The 22,364-nt window shown below is 59.0% G+C and carries 20 protein-coding genes; 17 read left to right on the plus strand and 3 right to left on the minus strand.

Annotated elements, in window-relative coordinates; all coding sequences use genetic code 11:
• Nucleotides 1–14: 14 nt before the first annotated feature.
• On the plus strand, nucleotides 15–383 hold the full coding sequence (locus CKALI_RS04055; protein ID WP_156192080.1) for an Rv2175c family DNA-binding protein: 369 nt from the start codon (nucleotides 15–17) through the stop codon (nucleotides 381–383).
• On the opposite strand, the gene CKALI_RS04060 is transcribed toward CKALI_RS04055, so the two are convergent.
• Together CKALI_RS04060 and CKALI_RS04065 are read right to left on the minus strand one after the other, a co-directional pair.
• Nucleotides 380–1,828: an alpha-(1->6)-mannopyranosyltransferase A gene (locus CKALI_RS04060; RefSeq protein WP_156192081.1), complete on the minus strand. Its 1,449-nt coding sequence runs from the start codon at nucleotides 1,826–1,828 to the stop codon at nucleotides 380–382. The two genes, CKALI_RS04055 and CKALI_RS04060, sit on opposite strands and share 4 nt — an antisense overlap.
• A 1-nt stretch (nucleotide 1,829) precedes the next feature.
• Nucleotides 1,830–2,924, minus strand: a complete 1,095-nt coding sequence (locus CKALI_RS04065) for a polyprenyl synthetase family protein (protein ID WP_231580528.1) — start codon at nucleotides 2,922–2,924, stop codon at nucleotides 1,830–1,832.
• Nucleotides 2,925–3,026: 102 nt separating this feature from the next.
• On the opposite strand from CKALI_RS04065, the gene CKALI_RS04070 reads away from it, so the two are divergent.
• Nucleotides 3,027–3,947: a methylenetetrahydrofolate reductase gene (locus CKALI_RS04070; RefSeq protein ID WP_156192083.1), complete on the plus strand. Its 921-nt coding sequence runs from the start codon at nucleotides 3,027–3,029 to the stop codon at nucleotides 3,945–3,947.
• On the opposite strand, the gene CKALI_RS04075 is transcribed toward CKALI_RS04070, so the two are convergent.
• Nucleotides 3,944–4,507, minus strand: coding sequence for a GNAT family N-acetyltransferase (locus CKALI_RS04075; protein WP_156192084.1), 564 nt, complete (start codon nucleotides 4,505–4,507; stop codon nucleotides 3,944–3,946). The genes CKALI_RS04070 and CKALI_RS04075 overlap by 4 nt on opposite strands.
• Before the next feature lie 185 nt (nucleotides 4,508–4,692).
• Between CKALI_RS04075 and CKALI_RS04080 the strand changes: the two genes are divergently transcribed.
• The 15 genes from CKALI_RS04080 to ftsZ all read left to right on the plus strand — a co-directional run bounded on the left by CKALI_RS04080 (nucleotide 4,693) and on the right by ftsZ (nucleotide 22,361).
• Nucleotides 4,693–5,121: an SAV_6107 family HEPN domain-containing protein gene (locus tag CKALI_RS04080; RefSeq protein WP_156192085.1), complete on the plus strand. Its 429-nt coding sequence runs from the start codon at nucleotides 4,693–4,695 to the stop codon at nucleotides 5,119–5,121.
• 115 nt (nucleotides 5,122–5,236) lie between these two features.
• Nucleotides 5,237–5,629, plus strand: coding sequence for a DUF3040 domain-containing protein (locus tag CKALI_RS04085; RefSeq protein ID WP_156192086.1), 393 nt, complete (start codon nucleotides 5,237–5,239; stop codon nucleotides 5,627–5,629).
• A 547-nt stretch (nucleotides 5,630–6,176) separates the two neighbouring features.
• The gene (gene mraZ, locus CKALI_RS04090) at nucleotides 6,177–6,608 is read left to right on the plus strand and encodes a division/cell wall cluster transcriptional repressor MraZ (RefSeq protein ID WP_156192087.1); all 432 of its coding nucleotides are present in this window, start codon (nucleotides 6,177–6,179) and stop codon (nucleotides 6,606–6,608) included.
• A 158-nt stretch (nucleotides 6,609–6,766) separates the two neighbouring features.
• On the plus strand, nucleotides 6,767–7,765 hold the full coding sequence (gene rsmH / locus CKALI_RS04095; RefSeq protein WP_407643759.1) for a 16S rRNA (cytosine(1402)-N(4))-methyltransferase RsmH: 999 nt from the start codon (nucleotides 6,767–6,769) through the stop codon (nucleotides 7,763–7,765).
• Nucleotides 7,765–8,478 carry a hypothetical protein gene (locus tag CKALI_RS04100; protein ID WP_156192089.1) on the plus strand — a complete coding sequence of 238 codons (714 nt, stop codon included), beginning with the start codon at nucleotides 7,765–7,767 and terminating at the stop codon, nucleotides 8,476–8,478. The genes rsmH and CKALI_RS04100 overlap by 1 nt, the downstream gene beginning before the upstream one ends.
• A 209-nt stretch (nucleotides 8,479–8,687) precedes the next feature.
• Nucleotides 8,688–10,541, plus strand: coding sequence for a peptidoglycan D,D-transpeptidase FtsI family protein (locus CKALI_RS04105; protein ID WP_231580550.1), 1,854 nt, complete (start codon nucleotides 8,688–8,690; stop codon nucleotides 10,539–10,541).
• 25 nt (nucleotides 10,542–10,566) lie between these two features.
• A complete protein-coding gene (locus CKALI_RS04110; protein ID WP_156192091.1) occupies nucleotides 10,567–12,087 on the plus strand; it encodes a UDP-N-acetylmuramoyl-L-alanyl-D-glutamate--2,6-diaminopimelate ligase in 1,521 nt (506 codons plus the stop codon).
• Nucleotides 12,084–13,595 (plus strand): UDP-N-acetylmuramoyl-tripeptide--D-alanyl-D-alanine ligase, encoded by a 1,512-nt coding sequence (locus tag CKALI_RS04115; RefSeq protein ID WP_156192092.1) that lies wholly within the window; start codon nucleotides 12,084–12,086, stop codon nucleotides 13,593–13,595. Before CKALI_RS04110 ends, CKALI_RS04115 begins: the two co-directional genes overlap by 4 nt.
• Before the next feature lie 33 nt (nucleotides 13,596–13,628).
• Nucleotides 13,629–14,729 carry a phospho-N-acetylmuramoyl-pentapeptide-transferase gene (gene mraY, locus CKALI_RS04120; RefSeq protein ID WP_156192093.1) on the plus strand — a complete coding sequence of 367 codons (1,101 nt, stop codon included), beginning with the start codon at nucleotides 13,629–13,631 and terminating at the stop codon, nucleotides 14,727–14,729.
• 3 nt (nucleotides 14,730–14,732) lie between these two features.
• Nucleotides 14,733–16,172 (plus strand): UDP-N-acetylmuramoyl-L-alanine--D-glutamate ligase, encoded by a 1,440-nt coding sequence (gene murD / locus CKALI_RS04125; RefSeq protein ID WP_156192094.1) that lies wholly within the window; start codon nucleotides 14,733–14,735, stop codon nucleotides 16,170–16,172.
• Entirely contained in the window at nucleotides 16,159–17,637 is a 1,479-nt protein-coding gene (locus CKALI_RS04130) for a peptidoglycan glycosyltransferase FtsW (protein WP_156192095.1), read from the plus strand. The genes murD and CKALI_RS04130 overlap by 14 nt, the downstream gene beginning before the upstream one ends.
• Before the next feature lie 2 nt (nucleotides 17,638–17,639).
• Complete coding sequence (murG, locus tag CKALI_RS04135; protein WP_156192096.1) at nucleotides 17,640–18,716, plus strand: undecaprenyldiphospho-muramoylpentapeptide beta-N-acetylglucosaminyltransferase; 1,077 nt, start codon at nucleotides 17,640–17,642, stop codon at nucleotides 18,714–18,716.
• 89 nt (nucleotides 18,717–18,805) lie between these two features.
• Complete coding sequence (gene murC, locus CKALI_RS04140) at nucleotides 18,806–20,182, plus strand: UDP-N-acetylmuramate--L-alanine ligase (RefSeq protein WP_231580551.1); 1,377 nt, start codon at nucleotides 18,806–18,808, stop codon at nucleotides 20,180–20,182.
• A 4-nt stretch (nucleotides 20,183–20,186) separates the two neighbouring features.
• The gene (locus CKALI_RS04145; RefSeq protein WP_156192098.1) at nucleotides 20,187–20,855 is read left to right on the plus strand and encodes a cell division protein FtsQ/DivIB; all 669 of its coding nucleotides are present in this window, start codon (nucleotides 20,187–20,189) and stop codon (nucleotides 20,853–20,855) included.
• Between the two features lie 225 nt (nucleotides 20,856–21,080).
• Nucleotides 21,081–22,361, plus strand: coding sequence for a cell division protein FtsZ (gene ftsZ, locus CKALI_RS04150; protein ID WP_156192099.1), 1,281 nt, complete (start codon nucleotides 21,081–21,083; stop codon nucleotides 22,359–22,361).
• The last annotated feature ends 3 nt before the right edge of the window (nucleotides 22,362–22,364 follow it).

The raw sequence follows: 22,364 nt of genomic DNA on the forward strand, positions 1-22,364 counted from the left end.
TAAACTGCCTTTCTGTGAGCTCTATTCCTTCCGCCCAAGACGTACTTTCCGCAGACGAACCACTCCTGACGATCCCAGATTTCGCTGAACGCATGGGGGTCGTAGTCACCAAGGTCATGCACCTGCTGCGCGACCACCAGATCATCGCAGTCACTCGCGATGGTGTGAAGTACGTGCCCGAGCAGTTCCTGGCAAAAGACGGGACGCTGGTGAAGTTTGTTCCCGGTGTCATCGCACTACTTGCAGATGGTGGCTACACCGACGAAGAGATCATGGAGTATCTCTTCACAGAAGATGACTCCTTGCCTGGGCGTCCGGTAGACGCACTCCACGGCCATCTTGCGCGCGAGGTCATGCGACGCGCGCAGTCCATGGGCTTCTAGTTTTTCGCTTTGGCATCGTCCGCGCGGAAGACCCAGCCGGTGAGCACCCAGGCGAAGACAAGCACGATCGTCATCCAGCCTAAGTTGTACAACATGTGATTGCCGCTGCCGGAAAAAGACGCGGCAATCACAATAGACAGCATGGTGACCACGCGGTGCAGCTTTTCCTTGGCAGGGAAGGTGCCCACCAGATTGAGCAAACTGGTGTAGTACCACGGCAGGGTGACTGCGTTAAAAACTACTGCGACGGCGTACGCTGCGACGATTCCCATGACCGCGCGCGTCCGATCCTGCCGAAACAACCACCATGCCGCAACTAATCCGAGCAGCATCAAAACTTGGGAAAGTGGACGGGTTACCGCGAGGATCGTGTTGTACTTCAGGTCCTCGTTAATGACTTCACCCACTGGGGTGAGCAAGCTGGCAATGAGTGATGGCAGCGCCAGCGGGTTGATCACTTTCGAATTGCCGGAAATCTGGGAAATCCAGCCCCACGACGCCCCGGAGACCCAGGTGACAGCGCCGACCACGGCTACCGTCAAGACGGTCATCCACGCACCAGAGGCAACAAACGCCCCGAACTTCTTCGGCCAGGTCGTGGCCCCCCAACGTTCGGCTAGCGCACGCATGGCCATCCACACCACGAAGGGCAGCGCAATGACTGCGGTGGCTTTGAGGGAGACGGAGACCGCGATGCACACGACTGCGGTGATGAAGCGTCCTCGCAGCGCCGCGAGAACACCGATGCCCACCAGCCCGACCATGAGAGATTCGTTATGCATGCCACCAATCAGGTGGAATACCATCACCGGGTTCATCACACCCAGCCAATATGCCCAGCGATCACTGCCACCGAGCTCACGAGCAATCTGTGGCACCGACCATGCGATCAATACAAAGCCACAGATGGACACCAGCTTGTAGAGCAGCACTCCTAGCGTCACATTGTCGCCGACCAGACCTGTGATGATCTCGCCAATCCATAAGTGGAGTGGGCCGTAGGGCGTAGTTGTGTTGCGCCAGTCATGGCTGACTTCGAGCAGCATCGGGCCGGGGTTGACGGCGGCGCCTTGGGTATAGGGGTCGAAGCCGTCGCGAAGCATCGCGCCCTGCATGAGGTAGGAGTAGACGTCGCGAGACAGAATCGGGGCGGCAATCAGCAACGGCGCGAGCCACCACATCATCAGCACATGCAGCTCCCGCATCTCCAGCGGCGTGGTGCGGAGCGCGCGCCCCAACAGGGCCCAAGTGCCGATGAAGCCGAACATACCCAGCCACAACAGGGCGTTGCAGATTCCGGCGCCATGGCCATAAGAAAAGAAGGATAAGCCCAGCTCCTCCAGAACGCCGCCGCGGTTGCGGACGGCACCTGCGCCAAACGATGCAAGCGCGATGCACAGCGAGAAACCAACGCCCAACCAGCGGAGGCGAGAAAGGGAGGTCACCTTAGACCGCGCGCTTCGTTGCCCGAATAGCTAGCTCATGGAGCGAGGTACGCAGCTTGTCCGGCATGTCGGCCGCGTCCAAGTGCGCGAGCCCGGAGGTAGTGAGCTCTGCAATGCGCTTTTCGACGACATCTTCCGCCCCCAACTCGCGAATAATGCCTGCTAGTTCCGCGAGCTCCTTCGGATCCGCGGTGGCACCGATTCCGGCGCGCAAGGCGGCAGCCTGAGCAGGGTCGGTGGCATCAGCAGCCTTGAGGGCTTCGGCGAACAAGACGGTGCGCTTGCCTTCGCGCAGGTCGTCGCCTGCTGGCTTGCCGGTGACGGAAGGGTCTCCGAAGACACCGAGGAGGTCGTCGCGAAGTTGGAATGCGATGCCGATGTCGTGGCCGAAGGCGCGGTAGGCGTCGATAAGCGGGGCTGGGGCGTCGGCAAGCGCGGCACCGATGTGGAGCGGGCGCTCGATGGTGTACGCGGCGGTCTTGAACCGGTTGACCTTTTCCGCAATGTCAGGGTCTTCGTTGCCCGAGCTTTCGACTGAGATATCGAGGATTTGGCCAGCGATGACTTCGGTCTTCATTGCGCTCCAGGGTTCGCGCACTCGCGCCAGAGCCTCGCAGGAGAGCCCGGAAGTTTGCAGCATTTCCTCAGCCCATGACAGCGCGAGATCGCCGATGAGGATGGCGACGCCGGTGCCAAAGTCGGCAGCATCGCCCTTCCAATCGTTGGTGCCATGGAGAGCTTCCACACGGCGGTGCACCGTGGGGGAGCCACGGCGGGTGTCGGAGGCATCGATGATGTCATCATGAATCAGAGCGCACGCCTGGATGAACTCCAGCGCTGAGACTGCTCGCAACACAGCATTGGGGTTCTCGGCCTCGTGCCCCTTGGCGCCCCAGTAGCCGGTCCAGGCGAACATAGGGCGCATGCGCTTGCCTCCGCCGAGAACCATGTCCTCTAGAAGCGTAACTGCCTGAGAGACGATGGGATCGATCTCCATCACCATGTCACGCTTGGAATTAAAGAACTCCTCGAGGCAGCTGCTGACTGCAGCAGGGAATTCCGAAAGCGTCAGTTTCTCAGCATCTGAGACAGTCACAACACAGTCCTCAACAAATAGAAAAGAATTTGGGAAAAGTTTTCGATGGAAGCTGGGGAAACTCTCCACGCGAAACCCCATTAAACAATAAGATACCTATCCATGGCTCAAACACGACAGATACCGATCTCATCCCTCTTGTCTAATTCCACAGACGTGATGTTTTCTGTCGAGTTCATGCCCCCGCGTGATGACGCCGCCGAACAACGCCTTTGGAATGCAGCCACAACCTTCAAAGACTTAGGGGCTGCTTTTGGCTCAGTGACATACGGTGCAGGAGGATCTACCCGCGAGCGTACCTTTCGCATCGCCCAGCGTCTCACTGAACTGCCACTGAACACACTCGTCCATTTGACCCTGGTCGAGCACTCCCACGCCGAGCTCGTGTCCATCCTGGAGGATTACGCGTCCGCAGGGCTGACCAACCTGCTCGCGTTGCGTGGCGATCCGCCCGGCGATCCCCTCGGTGAGTGGATGAAGGCGCCAGACGGGTTGGAGTACACCAGCGAACTTATCGAGCTCGTTCGCGCCACCGATCACTCCAGGGACTTTGACCTTGGCATCGCGGCCTTCCCAGAAGGGCATCACCGCGCCGAATCCTTGGAATTGGACACCGCTTACACCTTGGCAAAGCTGCGCGCCGGCGCAGAGTATGCCATCACTCAGGTGTTCTTTGATGTCGAGCACTTCCTCCGGTTGCGCGATCGGCTGGCTGCCGCGGATCCGGTTGCTGGCGCGAAGCCGATCATTCCGGGCATCATGCCGATCACCTCTCTGCGCTCGGTCCAACGACAGATTGAGCTGTCTGGGGCTACGATGAACCCCGAAGTGGGGGAGCGACTCGAGCGAGCAGCACTGAGTGGTGACGCTGCTGTGCGCGAGGAAGGCATTCGCATTTCGACGGAATTGGCCGAGCGACTCATCGCCGAAGGTGCCCCTGACCTGCATTTCATGACCATGAATTTTGCTAAGGCAACCCACCAAGTGCTGCATAACCTTGGTATGGCTCCGCAGTGGTCCTAGCTTTGTGTCTTGAGGGGAAGGGGCGCGCTGAGAATGGCGAACGCTCTCTGATCGCCACTGAATGTGAAGTCACGTAGGACATCCTCGAAACCGTACTTTCTGTACAGTCCGAATGCGCCGTTGGCTTCGTTGTCGACTTCCGGGGTGGACAGCAGCGCAAAAGGGTGATGTGTGCCGCTCAAGACATCTTTCAGGAGTTTGGCGCCAAGCCCGTGACCTTGGAAGCCGGGGCGAACGTGGATCTCCGATAGTTCGAAATAGCTGGCGAGTTTTCGTCGATGCACTTCATAGGTGCCGGTGTTGATCAAACCCTTTTGGACCTGCAGGTGCCACCAATGCATGGGCGCGCCCGAGTGGCCGTGAGCGATGCCCAGGATGCCATCTTCATCGTAGGCGACCGTTGCGACGAATCCAGCGCTGGTAGCGGTGCGGCGCCAGGAACTGATCCAGGATTCTCGGAGCGTCGGCTCGTATCCCATGGCGTTCATATAGAGGTCTACCAGTGCGGGGGCATGGTAGACGAACTCTGCGCGCTGCAGTCGACGGATAGTAACGGGCACACGTCTATCGAATCATGATTGCTAGAAATATGCGCTAAAAAGGCATTGGTGAGTTGGTAGAATAGGGGTTGAGCAGTAATTATGTCAATAAATTAGAACGAATGTTCTAATTGGGAATTGAGGTGTCTGATATGCGCCTTAGGGTGTGCTTGTAGAAGAAAACGAATCGAAGCGAGGTTAGGGAAATGGCAACCGTAGTATCCGCAACTACCAGGTCGATTTCTGGCGGGCAGGGCAAGCGTGCCAGCTTCATTAGTAGGGCTTCTATTCTGCTTCGAGATGCAGTCCTAAGCTACAGCCAGGGCGAGCTTGCAGACGCCCTCGAGTTCGCTTACCAAGCAGCCTTGCGGACTGCGGGTGCCTACGTCGCTGGAACTCCCGTCGCGAAGCGTCGCAGAAAGCCAACGGGTGCTTGGGGTCAGCTGGCTTTGGCGGGGCCAGAGGGGAAAGCATGGTCGGCGAGCTTCGCCCCATATTCCACCATTCGTTCTCGGCTCATTACTGGCTTGGATTCTGCTGTGGACAGCGAAACCGTCACTGAACTTATCGAACTCGTCGAGCATTTTCTGGATGAAGTGGAAACTGGCGGACAGGATTCTCCGATGGCCGCTTAACCGCGGAAGACACTGATTTTCGACTATGGGGAACTTTCGCGATATTGTGGGCGTTAAAGACTATGAAAGGCCATCACGCCTATCTACATTGTCCAGTAGTCGATCGGAGGAAACAGTGTCGCTCTCTGAGCAAGAATTGCGTGCACTGCGGGAGATTGAGCAGTCGCTTTTGGCTGACGATCCAAAATTTGGTGCATCTGTGGCTAGCGCCACCAGTGAATCCCGCGTCGTTTTCTCCCTGCAAGCGATCGCTCTCTTTGTGCTGGGCCTAGTGTTGTTGATCGGTGGAATTGCGCTCAGCCAGACCTCGATGTGGTTTGTGGCTCTCAGCGTATTTGGATTCCTGGTCATGCTCGGGTCCGGCATTTGGATGTTGCGATCCGGTGATTCATCTCATGTGGCGCGTGTGGATCGAGGGCCAAAGCGAAACAGCCTGGGAACCAATGGCGGTTTCGCAGGGCGAATGGACGAACGCTTCCGCAGTCGTTTCGAAGACGGCCAGTTCTAGTTTCATCAAAGAGGCGCCCCATGCTTTTCAGCATGGGGCGCCTCTTTTTGTTTCTTGGCGGGCCCTGCTCCTGCCATCTCGAGGGTGCCTGAGTTGAGGACTCGTTGACTTCGGTGGAGTAGCTGGCTGGGCAAGGTCGGAAATAGGGCAAACTCCCCACTTTCCCCACTTTCCCCCACGTGGACGGGAGAATGCTCCACTTTTCTGTACTTGTGCAGGTCAACTAGGTGAAATGTTGAAGGGTGGCCAATTCACTTACGTTAAAATCGGTACTAATGTTGCCAGTGTGACTAATGTGAAAATGTTGCCATATAGTTACAAAATTAGTTTCTAGGGAATAAAATCGTTTCACCTGCGCGTATGGTGGGTTGTTGGAAAGTGGTGGGGTGTTGGGGGTTGTGGGTGGGGCAAAGTGGGGTATTGTGGGTGTCGGTAGTTGGGATATGTGTCGTTTGGGCTGGAAACGGTTTCAAGTGGCAGAAGATCGCAGAGACCGCAAGGAAATACGACTCCCGATCCAAGCAAGCTAAGGAAGGTAGGTCCGGGAATGTTCCTAGGCACCTACACCCCGAAGCTGGACGACAAGGGGCGGCTGACGTTGCCAGCAAAGTTTCGCGAGGAACTGGCTGGTGGGCTGATGGTAACCAAAGGGCAAGATCACAGTTTGGCGATCTACCCAAAGGCGGAGTTTGAGGCACGAGCAAGGAAAGCGGCTCAAGTGTCCCGAACCATTCCAGAAGCTCGCGCGTTTATCCGTAACTTGGCGGCGAGTGCGGACGAACAACGTCCGGATGCGCAAGGGCGCATCACCCTGTCAGGACCTCATCGCAACTATGCAGGCCTGACTAAGGAATGCGTAGTGATCGGTTCAGTTGACTTCCTTGAGATCTGGGATTCGCAAGCATGGGCCACCTACCAGGCTGAAACCGAGGATTCTTTCTCCAGTGCAGAGGGCGAGATCCTGGGCGGACTGCTTTAGGAAGATTTCGGCAAAACGGTACGTGTAAGGACTCTGCTCGGGGGCGTGAACGCTCTGGTGTACTTCCCCGACATCAGATCGATCCCTCCGAGTGGGGCCCTATACGTATCAGGACAACATCAGTAGAAACGAGGAGGTGAGACGATCACATGAACGGCATGACAGAAAATCACGGGCACGTCCCAGTGATGCGCGATCGCATGGCAGAGTTGTTACGGCCCGGCGTCGAAAAGCTCGGCGAGAATGCAGTGATCGTCGATGGCACCCTCGGTGCTGGTGGGCACACTGAGTATTTCCTTCAGGTCTTCCCGCAGGTAAGCGTCATCGGAATTGATCGTGACCCTATCGCGCTGGAAAATGCGCGCGAGCGTCTGCGGCCGTTCGGGGACAGGTTTCAGCCTGTGCAAACACGATTCGACGGTCTTGCGGAAGCTGTCGATGAGGGGCAGGGCAGCGTTGTAGAGCGCGCTCGCGAGTTTGGTATCGCGGGCGCGTTGTTTGACCTCGGGGTCTCTTCTATGCAACTTGACCAGCCGGAACGCGGTTTTGCCTACAAGGTTGATGCGCCTCTGGACATGCGCATGGACCCAACCAAGGGCATCACCGCCGCAGATGTCCTCAATACTTACTCGCACGGCGAGTTGGCCCACGTCCTGAAGTTCTATGGAGACGAGCGATTCGCGGGCAAAATTGCGTCCGCAGTGCTCCGGGAGCGGGAGAAAGAGCCGTTTACGACCTCGGCGCGGCTCGTTGAGCTGCTCTACGCCACCATCCCTGCTGCTACCCGTCGTACCGGTGGACATCCCGCGAAGCGGACGTTCCAGGCGCTGCGCGTGGAAGTCAATGGGGAGTTGGACGCGCTAAAAAATGTCATCCCGATGATTTGCGATCGGCTCGCAGTAAATGGGCGAGTGGTGTTCATGAGCTACCAGTCGTTGGAGGACAAGATCGTGAAGAAGGCGCTGGCAGACCTCACCACCTCGAAGACTCCTCCAGGCTTGCCCATGGATTTGCCGGGGACCGCACCACAATTCTCCCTCGTTACGCGAGGGGCAGAAACAGCCACCGAAGCTGAAATTGCCGAAAACCCACGATCTGCACCCGTGCGGGTGCGGGCCGCTGAACGTATCGCTCTACCTGATGGAGGAGTTAACTAATGAGCATCATCACCCCGCCACAGGCATCAAAGCGCACTGCAAACACCACGGCGTTGCTGGATCGTCCCGACCGGACTCAGCGTACGCTGCGTCCGGAGCGTCGCACGGTTCCCCACGAGGTGCAACCGGACCGCACCCGTCGCTTCCAGCGCAAGCTGGGATCCCAGCAGGTGGTGTCCGTTCGCGGTCGTCGCGTTGTCACTCAAAAGCCGAACCCACACCGGGTGAACTTGGCTATTGGCGTGCTGGTTCTGCTCTTCATCACTATCGCTACCGCCATGGTCCTGTCAGGCAAGTCGACTGAGCAGGCATTTGAACTTCAAAAGCTCAATGCGCAGGAGCAGCAGCTGGATAACCAGCTGGAAACGCTCAACCGCGATGTTGAACAGGCCAAGGCTGCGGCGGAAGTGGCCCGAGTTGCTGCTGATAAGGGAATGGTTGTGGCAGACCTGCCAGGCATCCTTGTGGTTGAAAAAGATGGTGCCATTACGGAGCAGCGTCCCAGTGATCCCGCTGCCGTACGGCCTATTATTGATGTCAATGGGGCGCCGATTCGCCCGGAACAGGCTTCCACGAACCCCAATGAAATCAAGGACGTAACCGACAATATTCAACCTATCCCGCAGAACAACTCTTCTGTGCCAGCTGTGGCACCGTACGCGCCTCGTGCACGTGGCGCTCACGTTGAAGGGATGGAGCAAGGAGCTCAATGACCCCGCCCCGCAACGGCCGGTCTAACACGCGTCGCACCTCCCCGTCGGGGAGGGGCTATTCGTCTCGTGACCTGTCTTCAGATCGGATTGATGCTGAGGCGCGTCGTAAAGCTGCCGAGCTAGGTGATGAGGGCCAGGGGCGTCGCAAAGCATGGGGCGCCTCGTTTCGGCCCGGCAACAATTCAGAGAATCCGCCGACTCAGCGGCGAATGAAGGTCGCGCGTGGCGTCGCCATCGCGATGGCTGCGGTGCTGGTAGCGCGCCTGGGCTGGGTCCAGATCGTGTGGGGCCCAGAGTTTCAGGCGAAAGCGGAGGCACAGCGCACGCACGTGTATGTCGATCCGGCGCGCCGTGGCGCGATCACCGATCACGAAGGAAATCTTCTTGCATACACGATGCAGGCTCGTTCGCTGACGGTGTCGCCGCAACGTCTGCGCGGGGAAATCAAGGAACGGGCGAAGCAAACGCTGGCCACCGAGGGCCAGTGGTCCGGTATCCCGCAGGATCAGCGCGATTCGGTGCTTGAGCAAAAGCTCACGGAAGAAATCGATCGCATGGCCACGGAAATCCCGCGGATCATTAGCGAGTCCGGGGCTTCCGCCTCGAAGGTAAACTCCGACGACATCAAGAACAAGCTGCGCGCAGAAACTCATTACGAGGTCCTCGTGCGCAACGTCGATCCGGACGTAGCCGCGCAGATTGCGCAGCAGTTCCAAGGCGTCGCAGCTGATCACCAGGACATTCGTCAGTACCCGAACGGTGCGATTGCGGAAAACGTCATCGGCAAGATTTCGATGGATGGTGAGGGCCAGTTTGGTCTGGAGGCGAGCTCAGACGCGCTGCTTGCGGGTGTCGATGGCCGCCTGACACAGGATTTTTCGAATGACGGTCAGGCAATCCCGGGTACCGCGCGCGATCAGATCCCGGCAGCTGACGGCTCAAAGGTGGAGCTCACGCTTGATCTGGATCTGCAGACCTATGTGCAGCAGCAGGTGGAACAGGCGAAGATCAACTCCAAGGCGAAGGAAGCTTCCGCTGTTGTGCTCGACGCCAAGACTGGCGAGATCCTTGCCATGGCGAACTCGGACACTATTGATCCGACCGGGGATATCGCGAAGCAGGTGGAAAAAGGCAAGAACTTTGACAATCCTGCCGTGACGCACCCGTTTGAGCCGGGTTCGGTGGCCAAGATCATCACCGCGGCTGCGGCGATTGAGCATGGCTTGACGACGCCCGATGAGGTCCTCACCGTTCCAGGCTCCATTCATATGTCCGGAGTGACGGTTCGTGACGCGTGGGACCACGGCGACGTGCAGTACACCACCACCGGAATCTTTGGTAAGTCTTCGAACGTAGGCACCTTGATGCTGGCCGAACGGGTTGGCGAAGATAGGTTTGCCGAGTACCTCGACAAGTTTGGGCTAGGACGCACGACGGGCGTCGAGCTCCCGAGTGAATCCGAGGGATTGCTGCCGGCTCGATCTCAGTGGTCGGGTGGTACGTTTGCCAACTTGCCGATCGGTCAGGGCATGTCCATGACCTTGCTTCAGATGTCGAGCATTTACCAGACGCTGGCCAATGGTGGCGAGCGCATCGAGCCTCGCATCATCAAGAACATTACGAATCCAGATGGCACTACCCAGCAACAGCCTGCACCGGCCAAGACCCGCGTGGTGAGCGAAGAGACCGCGCGCGTGGTTACCGACATGTTCCGTTCTGTAGTGCAAAAGGACCCGACGGGTGTCCAACAGGGCACGGGTGCTGGCGCGGCCATCGAGGGATATCAGATTTCGGGAAAGACCGGAACCGCGCAGAAGGTGGACCCAACAACCCAGGCCTACTCCAACAGCAAGTACTGGATTACTTTTGCCGGTATCGCTCCGGCTGATGATCCGCGCTTTGTTATCGGCATCATGCTGGACGAGCCTGAACGGGGCGTCCACGGCGATGGCGGCCAGACAGCTGCGCCACTTTTCCACGATATCGCTTCCTGGCTGCTCAACCGCGACAACGTTCCACTGTCCACGCCGAGCGAAGGCCAACTGATTTTGCAAGCTAACTAATAAATTATTGAAGGGATCAAGGGCTATGTCCATCACAATTAACGAGTTGGTTTCGCTCAGTCAGGGACGTTTGTGTGGCGAGGCTGCTGCCGAGCAGAGCTTTGACCACATCACTCTCAATTCCGCCGAGCTGCGCGAAGGCTCTTTGTTTGCCGCGTTGCCAGGATTGCATGCGCATGGCGCTGAATACGCGGAGGGGACCCCAGCCGCTGCCATCCTCACCGATGCTGCCGGTCACAAGATCCTGCACGATAAGGGCGACAGTCGCCCGGTTATCGAGGTCGAGGATATCCGTGCAATCTTGGGTGTCGTGAGCGCTGCAATTTATGGCAACCCTTCCCACCAACTCACCATCCTGGGCGTTACTGGAACCTCCGGCAAGACCACCACGACCTACCTTCTGGAGGCAGGCCTGATGGCGGAGGGACACAAGGTCGGCTTGATCGGCACCACAGGTACCCGCATTGACGGCGTGGCTGTCCCCACCAAGCTCACCACCCCGGAGGCCCCTAAGCTCCAAGAGCTGTTTGCCATGATGCTCGCCGAAGGCTGCACCCACGTGGTCATGGAAGTTTCCAGTCACGCCATTTCCCTGGGGCGCATTGCCGGTACCCGCTTCGCAGTGGGCGGCTTCACCAACCTCTCTCAAGATCACCTGGACTTCCACAACACGATGGAGGAGTATTTCGAGGCCAAGGCTGGCTTCTTCCGCGCTGATTCTCCGCTGCGTGCGGAGAAGGCAGTAATCATGGTTGATGATGAGTGGGGTCGAACGATGTCCTCTGTCGCTGGTCAGCAGTGCCTCACGGTGAGCGCCAGTGGCGCCGCGGCGGATGTGCAGGTGGGCGAAGTTTCCACCACCTTGGCCGGAATGCAAGAATTCAGCTTGACTATCGACGGCCACTCCCACCACATCGAGTTGGCCCTGCCAGGTCAGTTCAATGTTGCCAATGCCGCGTTGGCTGTTTCGATGGCATCTGCAGTAGGCAGCGACATGACTGCTTTTATTCACGGAATCGCTGGGGTCGGCGTTCCCGGTCGAATGGAGCGCATCGACGAAGGCCAAGACTTCCTGGCCGTGGTTGACTACGCACATAAGCCAGCGGCTGTAGTTGCCGTGCTGGAGAGCGTAAAAGCGCAAACCTCGGGTCGCCTTGGCGTTGTCCTTGGCGCTGGTGGCGACCGTGATGCGACCAAGCGTCCCCTGATGGGTGGCGCCGCGGTGGCATTGGCAGATTTTGTGATCATCACCGACGATAACCCTCGTTCTGAGGATCCGGCGCTCATCCGTAACGCCGTGCTCGAGGGAGCCTACGGCGCTGCCGAGACTGCTGAACACAGCCCCGTGATCAAGGAGATCGGCGATCGGGCCGAAGCCATTATTGCGGCTGTCGAATGGGCGCAAACCGGAGATGCCATTATTGTTGCAGGTAAGGGTCATGAAAATGGCCAACTCGTCGGAAACATCAACCACCCATTCGATGATCGTGAGCACGTGCGCAACGCCTTGCATGCGCGTGCCAAGCGGAGCGGAGCAGACGCATGATCACCTTGAGCCTTGCCCAGATCGCTGAAGCCACCGGTGGCATCCTTGCCGGTGGCGCCGACCCGAACGCACACATCACCTCCAGCGTGGAATTCGATTCGCGCAAGCTCACGCCAGGATCCTTGTTTGTAGCGCTCCCCGGCCAACGCGTAGATGGCCATGATTTCGCCGCGGCTGCAATGGAAGCGGGAGCTGTTGCTGTGCTCGCTGCGCGCGAGGTAGACGCCCCAGCGGTCATCGTGCCAAAGACGGATGTTCCCGCATCCAATGCGGATGCTTTCGCCATGGCAGGGGAGAAGGCCAATGACATGGCCGCTGTGCTTGCTGGAATGGGCGACTTGGCTCGCTATGTCATCGATCGCTGCGTGGACGAGCACGGGCTGACCGTCGTCGGGGTAACCGGCTCCGCAGGCAAGACCTCGACCAAGGATCTCATGGCTACCGTGCTCAGTTCTGCAGGCACGACGGTCGCACCTCCGGGTTCCTTCAACAACGAGATCGGACACCCCTACACAGCGCTCCGGTGCTCGGAAGACACGAAGTTTTTAGTGGCAGAGATGTCTGCCCGCGGTATTGGACACATCGCGCATCTGGCGCAGATCGCCCCGCCGCGCATCGGTGTGGTACTTAACGTGGGCACCGCCCACCTGGGTGAATTCGGCAGTCGTGAAAACATTGCGCAAGCCAAGGGCGAGCTGGTCGAATCCTTGCCAGCCGACGGCCTAGCCGTGCTCAACGCCGATGATGATTTCGTCCGAAATATGGCTTCCCGTACCAAGGCCCGGGTGGTCTTTACCTCGGTGAAAACTCGCGCGGACCTCTACGCCACAAATATCCGGCTTGATGAAGTCGCACGCGCGAGCTTCACCATGCGGATTAAGGGCGATCCCGTTTCTTACCCCGTCAAGCTGCAGGTATTCGGCGAACACCAAGTTTCTAATGCGTTGGCAGCAGCCGCAGTGGGGTTGGAAGCCGGCCTGAAGGCGATGGACGTCGCAAAGGCTCTGTCTAACCACCGCACGGCATCCGCGAACCGCATGGACGTGCAAACCCGCGCGGATGGCGTGACCATTATTAATGACTCATACAATGCGAACCCGGACTCCATGAAGGCCGGCATCGCTGCACTGTCGTACACCGCACACGGGCGCACTGGTGTCTCCAGCTGGGCTGTGTTGGGCCAGATGGGTGAGCTGGGGGAGAACGCTATTGCAGAGCATGAAGCGCTCGCTGCTGAGCTGGTAAAGATGCGGGTCGATCGCCTCGTGGTAGTTGGTGTAGATGTCAACAGCCACGCCTTGGCCACTTCCGCCGAGCAACAGGGTATAACTACCTTGACTGTCGACTCTGCCGACGCAGCCATCAATGCGGTGGATCGGGAACTCAAGCCAGGCGACGTTGTCCTGGTGAAGGCTTCCAATGCTGCAGGACTGTGGCGCGTAGCAGAGGGGCTTCTGGGCAAGCAGGGGTCTGGTCAGCAAGGTACCGAAAGTGGTGCCGCCAACTAAGCGGCGGCAAAGATCAAGGATAAGTAGACAACCGTGACTCAGATCATCATCAGCGGCGCAGTGAGCTTTCTGGTAGCCATCTTTATGACTCCCTTGCTGATCCGATACTTCAGCGCCGAAGGCCTCGGCCAGGAAATCCGTGAGGACGGGCCACGCTCCCACATGCGTAAGCGAGGCACCCCAACGATGGGTGGCATCGCGATTCTCACCGGCATTGTGCTGGCCTATGTCGCCGCTAATCTTTACGCTCTGACTAGCGGAAAACAAGCTTTTACGGCTTCAGGACTCATCGTGCTGGGGCTGACGGTTGCGCTTGGGCTCCTGGGCTTTGCCGACGACTACATCAAGTTGGCGCAAGGCCGAAACCTTGGCTTGAACAAAACCGCCAAGTTGGTCGGTCAGTTGGTCATTGCGCTGGCGTTCGGCATTGCCGTCCTGCAGTTCCCAGATAACAACGGCCTTACTCCTGGTTCCACACATCTTTCTTTCCTGCGCGATATCGACACCTTCGACATCGCCATCGGCGGCGGAATCATTGGCACCATCATCTTCCTGGTGTTCATGTACATTCTGATCTCCGCCTGGTCGAACGCAGTGAACCTTACCGACGGCCTCGATGGCCTTGCTGCTGGAACGACCGCCATGGTGATGGGTTCCTACACCGTGATTGGGTTCTGGCAATTCCGAAACTCGTGCGATGTTGCCGTCGAGCCTGGTTGCTTCGATGTCCGTGACCCACTCGACCTGGCGATTCTCGCGGTAGCTGGTCTTGGTTCCTGCCTCGGATTCCTGTGGTGGAATGCTGCTCCTGCCAAGATTTTCATGGGAGATACCGGTTCGCTCGCGCTCGGTGGTTTGGTCGCCGGTGTGTCCGTGACCACGCGCACTGAGTTGCTCATGGTCATCATCGGCGCTTTGTTCGTTATCGAGGCTGCTTCCGTGGTGATTCAGGTCGCGGTATTCCGCACCCGCGGTACCCGCTTCTTCCGGATGGCACCGTTCCACCACCACTTTGAAAACGGTGGCTGGGCCGAAACCACCGTCGTTATTCGTTTCTGGTTGCTCACGGCAATGGCCTCCCTGGTTGGTATGGCCTTGTTCTACAGTGACTGGCTTTCTATCGCAGGAGTGTAAAAAATGAGTACTTTCACGCTTCCCGCTGAGCTTGACGGGCAGGTTCTTGTGACCGGAGCCGGCGTATCCGGTGCGGGCTGCGCGCGGATGCTGGCTGAGCTGGGCGTGAAAGTGACGGTGGCAGATGACAACGAGACTGCTCGCCTGCGCCTTGCCGAGGCTTGTCGCGTCGCCCATCTCAGCGTCGAAGAAGCCCGCGAGCGTCTCGGCGAGTTCAGCTTGGTGGTGACCTCCCCAGGGTGGAACCCCAAGACGCCGGTGCTTGTCGACGCCCATTTGGCGCACATTCCTGTCATCGGCGATGTCGAGTTGGCATGGCGGCTCGATCAAGCTGGCGCCTTTGGCCAGCCACACACATGGGTTGCGATCACCGGTACCAACGGCAAAACCACAACAACTGCGATGACCACGGCCATGTTGCAGAAGTCGGGGATGAAAGCGGCATCTGTTGGCAACATTGGTGTTGCCGTCGGCGATGCACTGCAGTCCAACGAGCGCATCGACATCTTGGTTGCCGAACTATCCAGCTTTCAGCTGCACTGGTCGGACTCGTTGCGTCCCGCAGTTGGATGCTTGCTCAACGTTGCCGATGATCACATCGATTGGCACGGCAGCTTCCTGGAGTATGCGGCGGACAAGGCGAAAGCACTGCTGGCAAACGTGGCCGTGTACGGCGCCGATGACACCGCAGTGATCGAACAGGTCCAGCGACTAGAGGCCTCTCGCCAGTTTGCGGACACGAAGCTGGTCGGCTTCACCTTGGGCGAGCCAGCCGACGGACAGCTGGGCATTCGCGACGGCATGATCGTCGACCGAGCCTTTGGCGAGGACACCAACCTTGCCACCGCGGAAGGAATATCCCCAGCTGGCCCCGCCGGTCAGCTCGATGCTTTGGCTGCTGCAGCAATGTCCCGAGCACTCGGCGCATCCCCAGAAGCGATCGCTGCAGCCTTGGCCACTTTCGAAGTTTCGGGACACCGCGGTCAAGTGGTGCACGAACTGGCAGGTGTGCAGTTCGTTGACAACTCCAAGGCTACGAATCCGCACGCAGCCGATGCTGCCATGCGCGGATTGGACAGCATCATTTGGGTCGCGGGTGGCCAGCTCAAGGACGCGGATGTGTCTGATCTGGTTCGGGCGCACGCGGCGCGCATCAAGCGTGCGGTGCTGCTCGGCGTCGATAAGCAGGTGCTTTCCGACGCCCTTCGCTCGGTTCGCCCGGATCTTCCGATCACCCTCATAGAGGCGACCGACCCTGAAGAAGCAATGACCGACGCTGTCTCCGCGGCCGCGGAAGCGATGGCGCCGGGTGATGTTGTGCTGCTCGCACCCGCTGCTGCTTCCCTGGACATGTACACCGGCATGGGGCAGCGCGGCGATATGTTTGCCGCTGCTGCGCGGAACCTCGAACCGGCAGGGGGTGAGAACAATGACGGCGCCTAAAGCGACACCTCGAGAAGGGGTATGGCAGAAGATCACTGGAGTGATTGCTGATCTGCACTCGCGACCGCTGACCAATTACACGATGATCATGATTTCCGTGTCCATGCTGACGGTACTTGGCGTTGTCATGGTGTTCAGCTCTTCAATGGCAACCTCCGTGGTTGACGGTAGTTCCGTGTGGTCGATCGCATCGAGGCAGGCCTTCATGGTGGTTGTCGGATTGGTTGCCATGTGGGTCGCGATGCGAATCCGCCCGGCCACCATCCGAAGATTCGCGCCTTGGTTCATGGCGGTTGCTATCGTGCTGCTCATCGCGGTTCTTATTCCAGGCATTGGTACCGGCCGCGAGGAAGTTGGCTCCCAGTCGTGGATTGCGTTCGGCCCTATTCGCTTCCAGCCATCGGAATTCGCCAAGGTCGCCATCGCGATCTGGGGCGCATCCTTCCTGGGCGTTTCCGATGAAATGATCAAGGCCAATAAACGCTTTAGCATCTTTATCGTGGTGGCCGCCTTCATGACACTGTTGATCATCGCCGAAGGCGATGTCGGTATGGCCATGACCTTCCTCTTGATGGTCGCGGTGGTCCTATTCTTCGCAGGTGTGGACCTGAAAGTGATCATCGGTGCCGCTGGACTTGCGCTGCTTGGACTGGTGGCGATCATGTTGGGCAGCGGTTTCCGCTCCCAGCGTTTCACCGTTTACTTCGATGCTCTCTTCGGCAGGTTCCATGACACCCGAGCGAGTTCCTTCCAGTCCTACCAAGGCTTTCTTTCCCTCGCTGATGGTTCGGCCACTGGCGTTGGCCTGGGCCAGTCGCGTGCAAAATGGTTCTATTTGCCGGAAGCCAAGAACGACTTCATTTTCGCCATCATCGGCGAAGAACTGGGCCTGTGGGGTGGTGCCCTCGTTATCGCCACATTCCTTTGTTTGGCCTACTACGGCATTCGGTGCGCTTTGCAGTCGCACAACAAGTACATGTCGCTGCTGGCGGCCAGCCTGACCATGGGCGTGATCGTGCAAGCATTCATCAACATCGGTTATGTGATCGGCCTGCTGCCAGTGACCGGCATTCAGCTGCCAATGCTCTCGGCAGGTGGCACCTCAGCGATTATCACTTTGGGTTCGATGGGGCTGCTGGCCAGCTGCGCTCGCTATGAACCAGAAGCGATCTCCGCGATGCAGTCCTACGGCCGACCATTCGTAGACCAGGTGCTGAGGCTAAAGGAGCCGGATCTAGCGGATATTGAACAACCACGCCCGTCCCGTCCGCGTACCAAACAGGCACCACGGCGCGAGCCTGTCGTAGGACGAAATGCGGAGCGCCGGGCTGAACCTCGAGACGGCGCCGATGGTAGCGTCGATCGCAGAAGTGAAAAGCGTCGACAGTCATTGCGGCAACAATCTCGCACCCGTCAGACCCCACCAACAGCCGGCGGGCGCCCTGAGCGCAGGAGGAATAGCTAAGCATGACCCATTCTGGATTGTCAGTCCTCGTGGCCGGCGGAGGCACCGCAGGCCACATTGAACCGGCACTGGCAGTGGCGGACGCGCTCGTGGTCAACCATGGGGCGAAGGTGACGGCTCTCGGTACGCCGAAGGGCCTGGAGCGGGAGCTCGTCCCTGCTCGCGGGTTCCCATTGGAGCTTATCGACCCAGTACCAGTACCACGCAAGCCGAGCATCGCATTGCTCAAGCTGCCGTTCCGCGTGGTCAAGGCTGTCAATCAAACCCGCGCCATCTTGGACAAGATCGAAGCCGACGTAGTGGTCGGCTTCGGAGGCTATGTTTCCGCGCCTGCCTACATCGCAGCGAAGCTCAACAAAATCCCGTTCGTCATCCACGAGGCTAACGCCCGAGCCGGCATGGCAAACAAGCTGGGAGTTCGTCTCGGAGGCATCGGCCTCAATGCCGTGGAAAATTCCGGCATGAAGGGCCAAGTTGTCGGCGTCCCTATTTCGTCTTCGCTCGCAGAGCAGCCATCGTGGGAAAAGCGTACCGCCGGGTTTGCCAAATGGGGGCTTGACTCCGCTAAGAAGACGCTGCTCGTCACTGGTGGTTCCCAGGGAGCGCGTTCGATTAACAACGCTATGGCCGAGTGCGTGGAAGACATCGTCGGTGCCGGTTTCCAGGTGCTGCACGCCTACGGCAAGAAGAACAAAGAACCAAAGACGATGCCGGGTTATGTCGCGGTGCCTTACATTGAAACCATGGATCTGGCATACGCCGTCGCTGATCTTGTCGTTAGTCGCGCTGGTGCGATGACCGTGGCCGAAGTTACCGCCTCCGGGATCCCAGCGCTGTACGTTCCGCTGCCGCACGGCAACGGCGAACAGGCTCTCAACGCGATGCCGGTGGTCGACGCTGGGGGAGCCCAGCTCATCGACGATGCCGAGCTGACCGGCGACCGACTCGGCGAAAGCGTCATCGCACTGCTTCGCGACGAAGATCTGCGCTCACACATGGTGCGCGCGGCCCAAGCAACCGGCTTCGGACACGCTGCCAACGAAATTGCCGACATCGTGGCCAAGCTCGCTCACAAGTAAAAATTACGAACATCGAAGGAAATAGTCTTACCGTGAATGCACCTATTGACCTGTCTCGGGTTCACCTCATTGGCATCGGCGGCGCCGGCATGTCTGGCTTGGCTCGTATTCTGCTCGACCGCGGGATGACGGTGACGGGGTCTGATGCGAAGGATTCACGGATCGTCTATGCCCTGACTGCGGCTGGTGCGAAGGTGGCCATCGGTCACGCTCGCGAGAACTTGGAGCTGGCGGGAGAGCTGCCAACTGTCGTGGTGACGTCATTTGCCGCGATTCCGCAGGACAACCCTGAGCTAGTCATGGCTCGAGAAGCTGGCATTCCGATTATTCGACGTTCCGACTTGCTTGCCGAGCTCATGGTCGGGTATCAGCAAGTGCTGCTCGCAGGTACGCACGGAAAGACCTCCACAACGTCGATGGCCGTCGTTGCGATGCAGGCAGCGGGCCTGGATCCGAGCTTTGCCATCGGTGGACAGTTGAGCAAGTCCGGCACGAACGCACACCACGGAACTGGTTCTGCTTTTGTTGCAGAAGCAGACGAATCGGATGCCTCTTTGCTGCGCTACGAGCCAACCGTTGCCGTGGTAACCAACATCGAGCCTGATCACTTGGACTATTTCAAGACCCCGGAAGCCTATTTCCAGGTATTCGATGATTTCGCCGATCGCATCTCCGATGAAGGCACATTAGTCGTGTGTTTGGATGACGACCATGCCGCCCGACTGGGCAAGCGCACCGCAGCGCGTGGTATTCGTGTCCTGGGCTATGGCACCTCTGAGGCGATCGCCCGCCACCCTGAAGTTCCGGTGGGCGTGGAGATCGTGAGCCGCCAGTCGACTGATTTCGGCTCCGCCGTCATCATGCGGGTGGAAGACCAAGACTTTGACATTGACCTGCACATTCCTGGCGCACATATGGCGCTTAATGCCGCTGCTGCACTGCTTGCCGGCCGACTCGTCGGCGGTGAGCTGGACAAGCTGGCAGCAGGCCTTGGAGCCTTTACCGGCGTGCGCCGTCGCTTCGAGCACCGTGGCACTATCACTGCCGGCGAGTTCGAAGGGGTACGCGTGTTCGATGACTATGCGCACCACCCAACTGAGGTTGAGGCAGTGCTCACCGCCGCCCAGCAGAAAGTCGCCGCCGAAGGCTCCGGCCGGGTAATCGTGGCGTTCCAGCCGCACCTGTACTCCCGAACCATCGAGTTCGCAGCAGAATTTGCCGAGGCGTTGTCCTTGGCTGACCAGGTGATCGTCCTGGAGATCTACGGTGCGCGTGAGGAACCAGTTGAGGGGGTCACGGGCGAAATCATCTCCGAGAAGGTGACTAAGCCAGTGACCTATGTGGCAGATTTTGACAAGGTGGCTGCTGCCGTCAAGGACGTCGCAAAGCCAGGCGACCTCATTCTCACCATGGGTGCGGGCAGCGTCACCCACGCCGCGCCGGAAATTCTGCGCGAGCTGGCGTAAGCCGATGAAAGTTTCTCGCAAGGTGGGGTTCGGCGTTGCCGGGGCGGTAATTCTGCTCGCGCTGGTGACAACTCTGGTGTTGCTGTTCGTGCCGCTATTCCAAGTGTCGAATTTCAAGGTCAACGGCAACGCCAATACCAGTCAGACCGATGTTGAGACCGCCACGGGCATCGCGATGGGGACACCCTTAGTTCGAGCGAACACTCATCAGGCTGCGCAGAATGTGGCGCAGCTGCCGTGGATCGCGAAGGTCAGCGTTGACCGGGCTTTTCCGAACTCCGTGCAGGTCAACATCGAAGAGCGCCAAGCGGTGTTGTTCGCGCAGCGTGGCGACGGGCCGCACCTTTTCGACGCCACCGGCCGTCCCTTCGTGATTGAAAATCCCCCAATCGGGTGCGTCGAAGTCACGGGAACCAAAGACGATGATCCGGCATTGTTCGCCGATATCGCCACTGCCGTCGAAGCTCTTGATCCGGGCGCCCGCGTGCAACTGGAGCGTGTGGACGCGCCCAGCAAGTACGAGTTGCGACTGTTTTTCGCGGGTGGCAAGGAAGTGTATTGGGGCTCTGTTACGCAGGCTCACGATAAGGCAAAAGCTACTTCTACGGTGATTCAGCGGGAGGGAAATCGCTGGAATGTCAGTGCGCCTGGCATGGTCACGCTGATTCCGTAGGATGGGTGCTGTGTCCGTGGGAAACAGCACGTCAAAACCCTAAACCTCTAGTTGAGGGTACCGACACGCGGGGTGAAATGTCCGAGCCTTTTCGCCCGTTGTGCATGAAGATGGAAACCACGAACGCACCCACCTTGTGGGCGGCGAATCGGTGGCCGTTTACTGCCCACACATCCTCAGCGAGCAAACCCTCAAGATAAAACTTCGAAAGGCGAGAGAAAACACATGACCTCACCGAACAACTACCTGGCCGTTATCAAGGTCGTCGGCGTCGGCGGCGGTGGCGTCAACGCTGTCAATCGCATGATCGAGGAAGGTCTGAAGGGCGTCGAGTTTATTGCCATCAACACCGACTCTCAGGCGCTGATGTTCTCCGACGCTGACGTGAAGCTAGACATCGGCCGCGAGGCCACCCGCGGCCTGGGCGCAGGCGCGAACCCTGAGGTCGGTCGCGCATCCGCTGAGGATCACAAGTCTGAGATCGAAGAGACTCTCAAGGGTGCTGACATGGTCTTCGTCACCGCAGGTGAGGGTGGCGGCACGGGCACCGGCGCGGCCCCAGTAGTAGCCAACATCGCTAAGAAGCAGGGCGCGCTGACCGTGGGCGTAGTCACCCGACCATTCAAGTTTGAGGGCCAGCGCCGCACCAAGCAGGCCATCGAGGGTATTGAAGCTCTCCGCGAGGTGTGCGACACTCTCATCGTCATCCCGAACGATCGCCTCTTGCAACTTGGCGACGCTTCCCTGTCCATGATGGACGCCTTCCGCTCCGCTGACGAAGTTCTCTACAACGGTGTGCAGGGTATTACCTCCCTGATCACCACCCCTGGCGTGATCAACGTGGACTTCGCCGATGTCCGCTCCGTCATGGCAGACGCTGGTTCCGCACTCATGGGCATCGGTTCCGCACGCGGCGAGAACCGCGCCGTTAACGCTGCTGAGCAGGCTATCAACTCGCCACTGCTCGAGTCCACCATGCAGGGCGCTAAGGGCGTGCTGCTGTCCTTCGCTGGTGGTTCCGACCTTGGTCTGCTGGAAGTCCACCAGGCCGCTGAGATGGTTCAGCAGCAGGCCGACCCAGAGGTCAACCTGATCTTCGGTACCATCATCGACGACAACCTCGGCGACGAAGTCCGCGTTACTGTTGTCGCAGCTGGCTTCGATGGCACTGCTAACAACACCGCCCAGATCAACGCCGCTGGCGCCAACGCTGCCGTTGCCGCCCCTGCTGCGCCTCAGGCCACCCCAGCTCCAGCTGCCGGTTCCGGTCTGTTCCACGAGGATGCAGCGGCTGCGCAAGAGCCAGCTCGTGAGGAATCCGACTACGATCGTCGCGCTGAGGCTGCACGTCACCGTCTGGACGCCGAGCGTGGTGGCCTGTACACCGATGCGCGTGACCGCGATCGTGATCGTGGCTACGAGCGCCGTGAGCGTCGTGGTGAGCGTCGCGACGACCGTCGTGATGATTTCGGCGACGATCTCGGAGTGCCAAGCTTCCTCCGCTAAAAT

The organism is Corynebacterium kalinowskii (assembly GCF_009734385.1).
Lineage (GTDB): Bacteria > Actinomycetota > Actinomycetes > Mycobacteriales > Mycobacteriaceae > Corynebacterium > Corynebacterium kalinowskii.

Coding starts and splice junctions, on each gene's coding strand:
- CKALI_RS04080 (WP_156192085.1), top strand. CDS start 4,693: ATGGCAACCGTAGTATCCGCAACTACCAGGTCGATTTCTGGCGGGCAG.
- murC (WP_231580551.1), top strand. CDS start 18,806: ATGTCTGGCTTGGCTCGTATTCTGCTCGACCGCGGGATGACGGTGACG.
- CKALI_RS04110 (WP_156192091.1), top strand. CDS start 10,567: ATGTCCATCACAATTAACGAGTTGGTTTCGCTCAGTCAGGGACGTTTG.
- ftsZ (WP_156192099.1), top strand. CDS start 21,081: ATGACCTCACCGAACAACTACCTGGCCGTTATCAAGGTCGTCGGCGTC.
- CKALI_RS04100 (WP_156192089.1), top strand. CDS start 7,765: ATGAGCATCATCACCCCGCCACAGGCATCAAAGCGCACTGCAAACACC.
- CKALI_RS04105 (WP_231580550.1), top strand. CDS start 8,688: ATGAAGGTCGCGCGTGGCGTCGCCATCGCGATGGCTGCGGTGCTGGTA.
- murD (WP_156192094.1), top strand. CDS start 14,733: ATGAGTACTTTCACGCTTCCCGCTGAGCTTGACGGGCAGGTTCTTGTG.
- mraZ (WP_156192087.1), top strand. CDS start 6,177: ATGTTCCTAGGCACCTACACCCCGAAGCTGGACGACAAGGGGCGGCTG.
- CKALI_RS04070 (WP_156192083.1), top strand. CDS start 3,027: ATGGCTCAAACACGACAGATACCGATCTCATCCCTCTTGTCTAATTCC.
- murG (WP_156192096.1), top strand. CDS start 17,640: ATGACCCATTCTGGATTGTCAGTCCTCGTGGCCGGCGGAGGCACCGCA.
- CKALI_RS04115 (WP_156192092.1), top strand. CDS start 12,084: ATGATCACCTTGAGCCTTGCCCAGATCGCTGAAGCCACCGGTGGCATC.
- CKALI_RS04130 (WP_156192095.1), top strand. CDS start 16,159: ATGACGGCGCCTAAAGCGACACCTCGAGAAGGGGTATGGCAGAAGATC.
- rsmH (WP_407643759.1), top strand. CDS start 6,767: ATGACAGAAAATCACGGGCACGTCCCAGTGATGCGCGATCGCATGGCA.
- CKALI_RS04145 (WP_156192098.1), top strand. CDS start 20,187: ATGAAAGTTTCTCGCAAGGTGGGGTTCGGCGTTGCCGGGGCGGTAATT.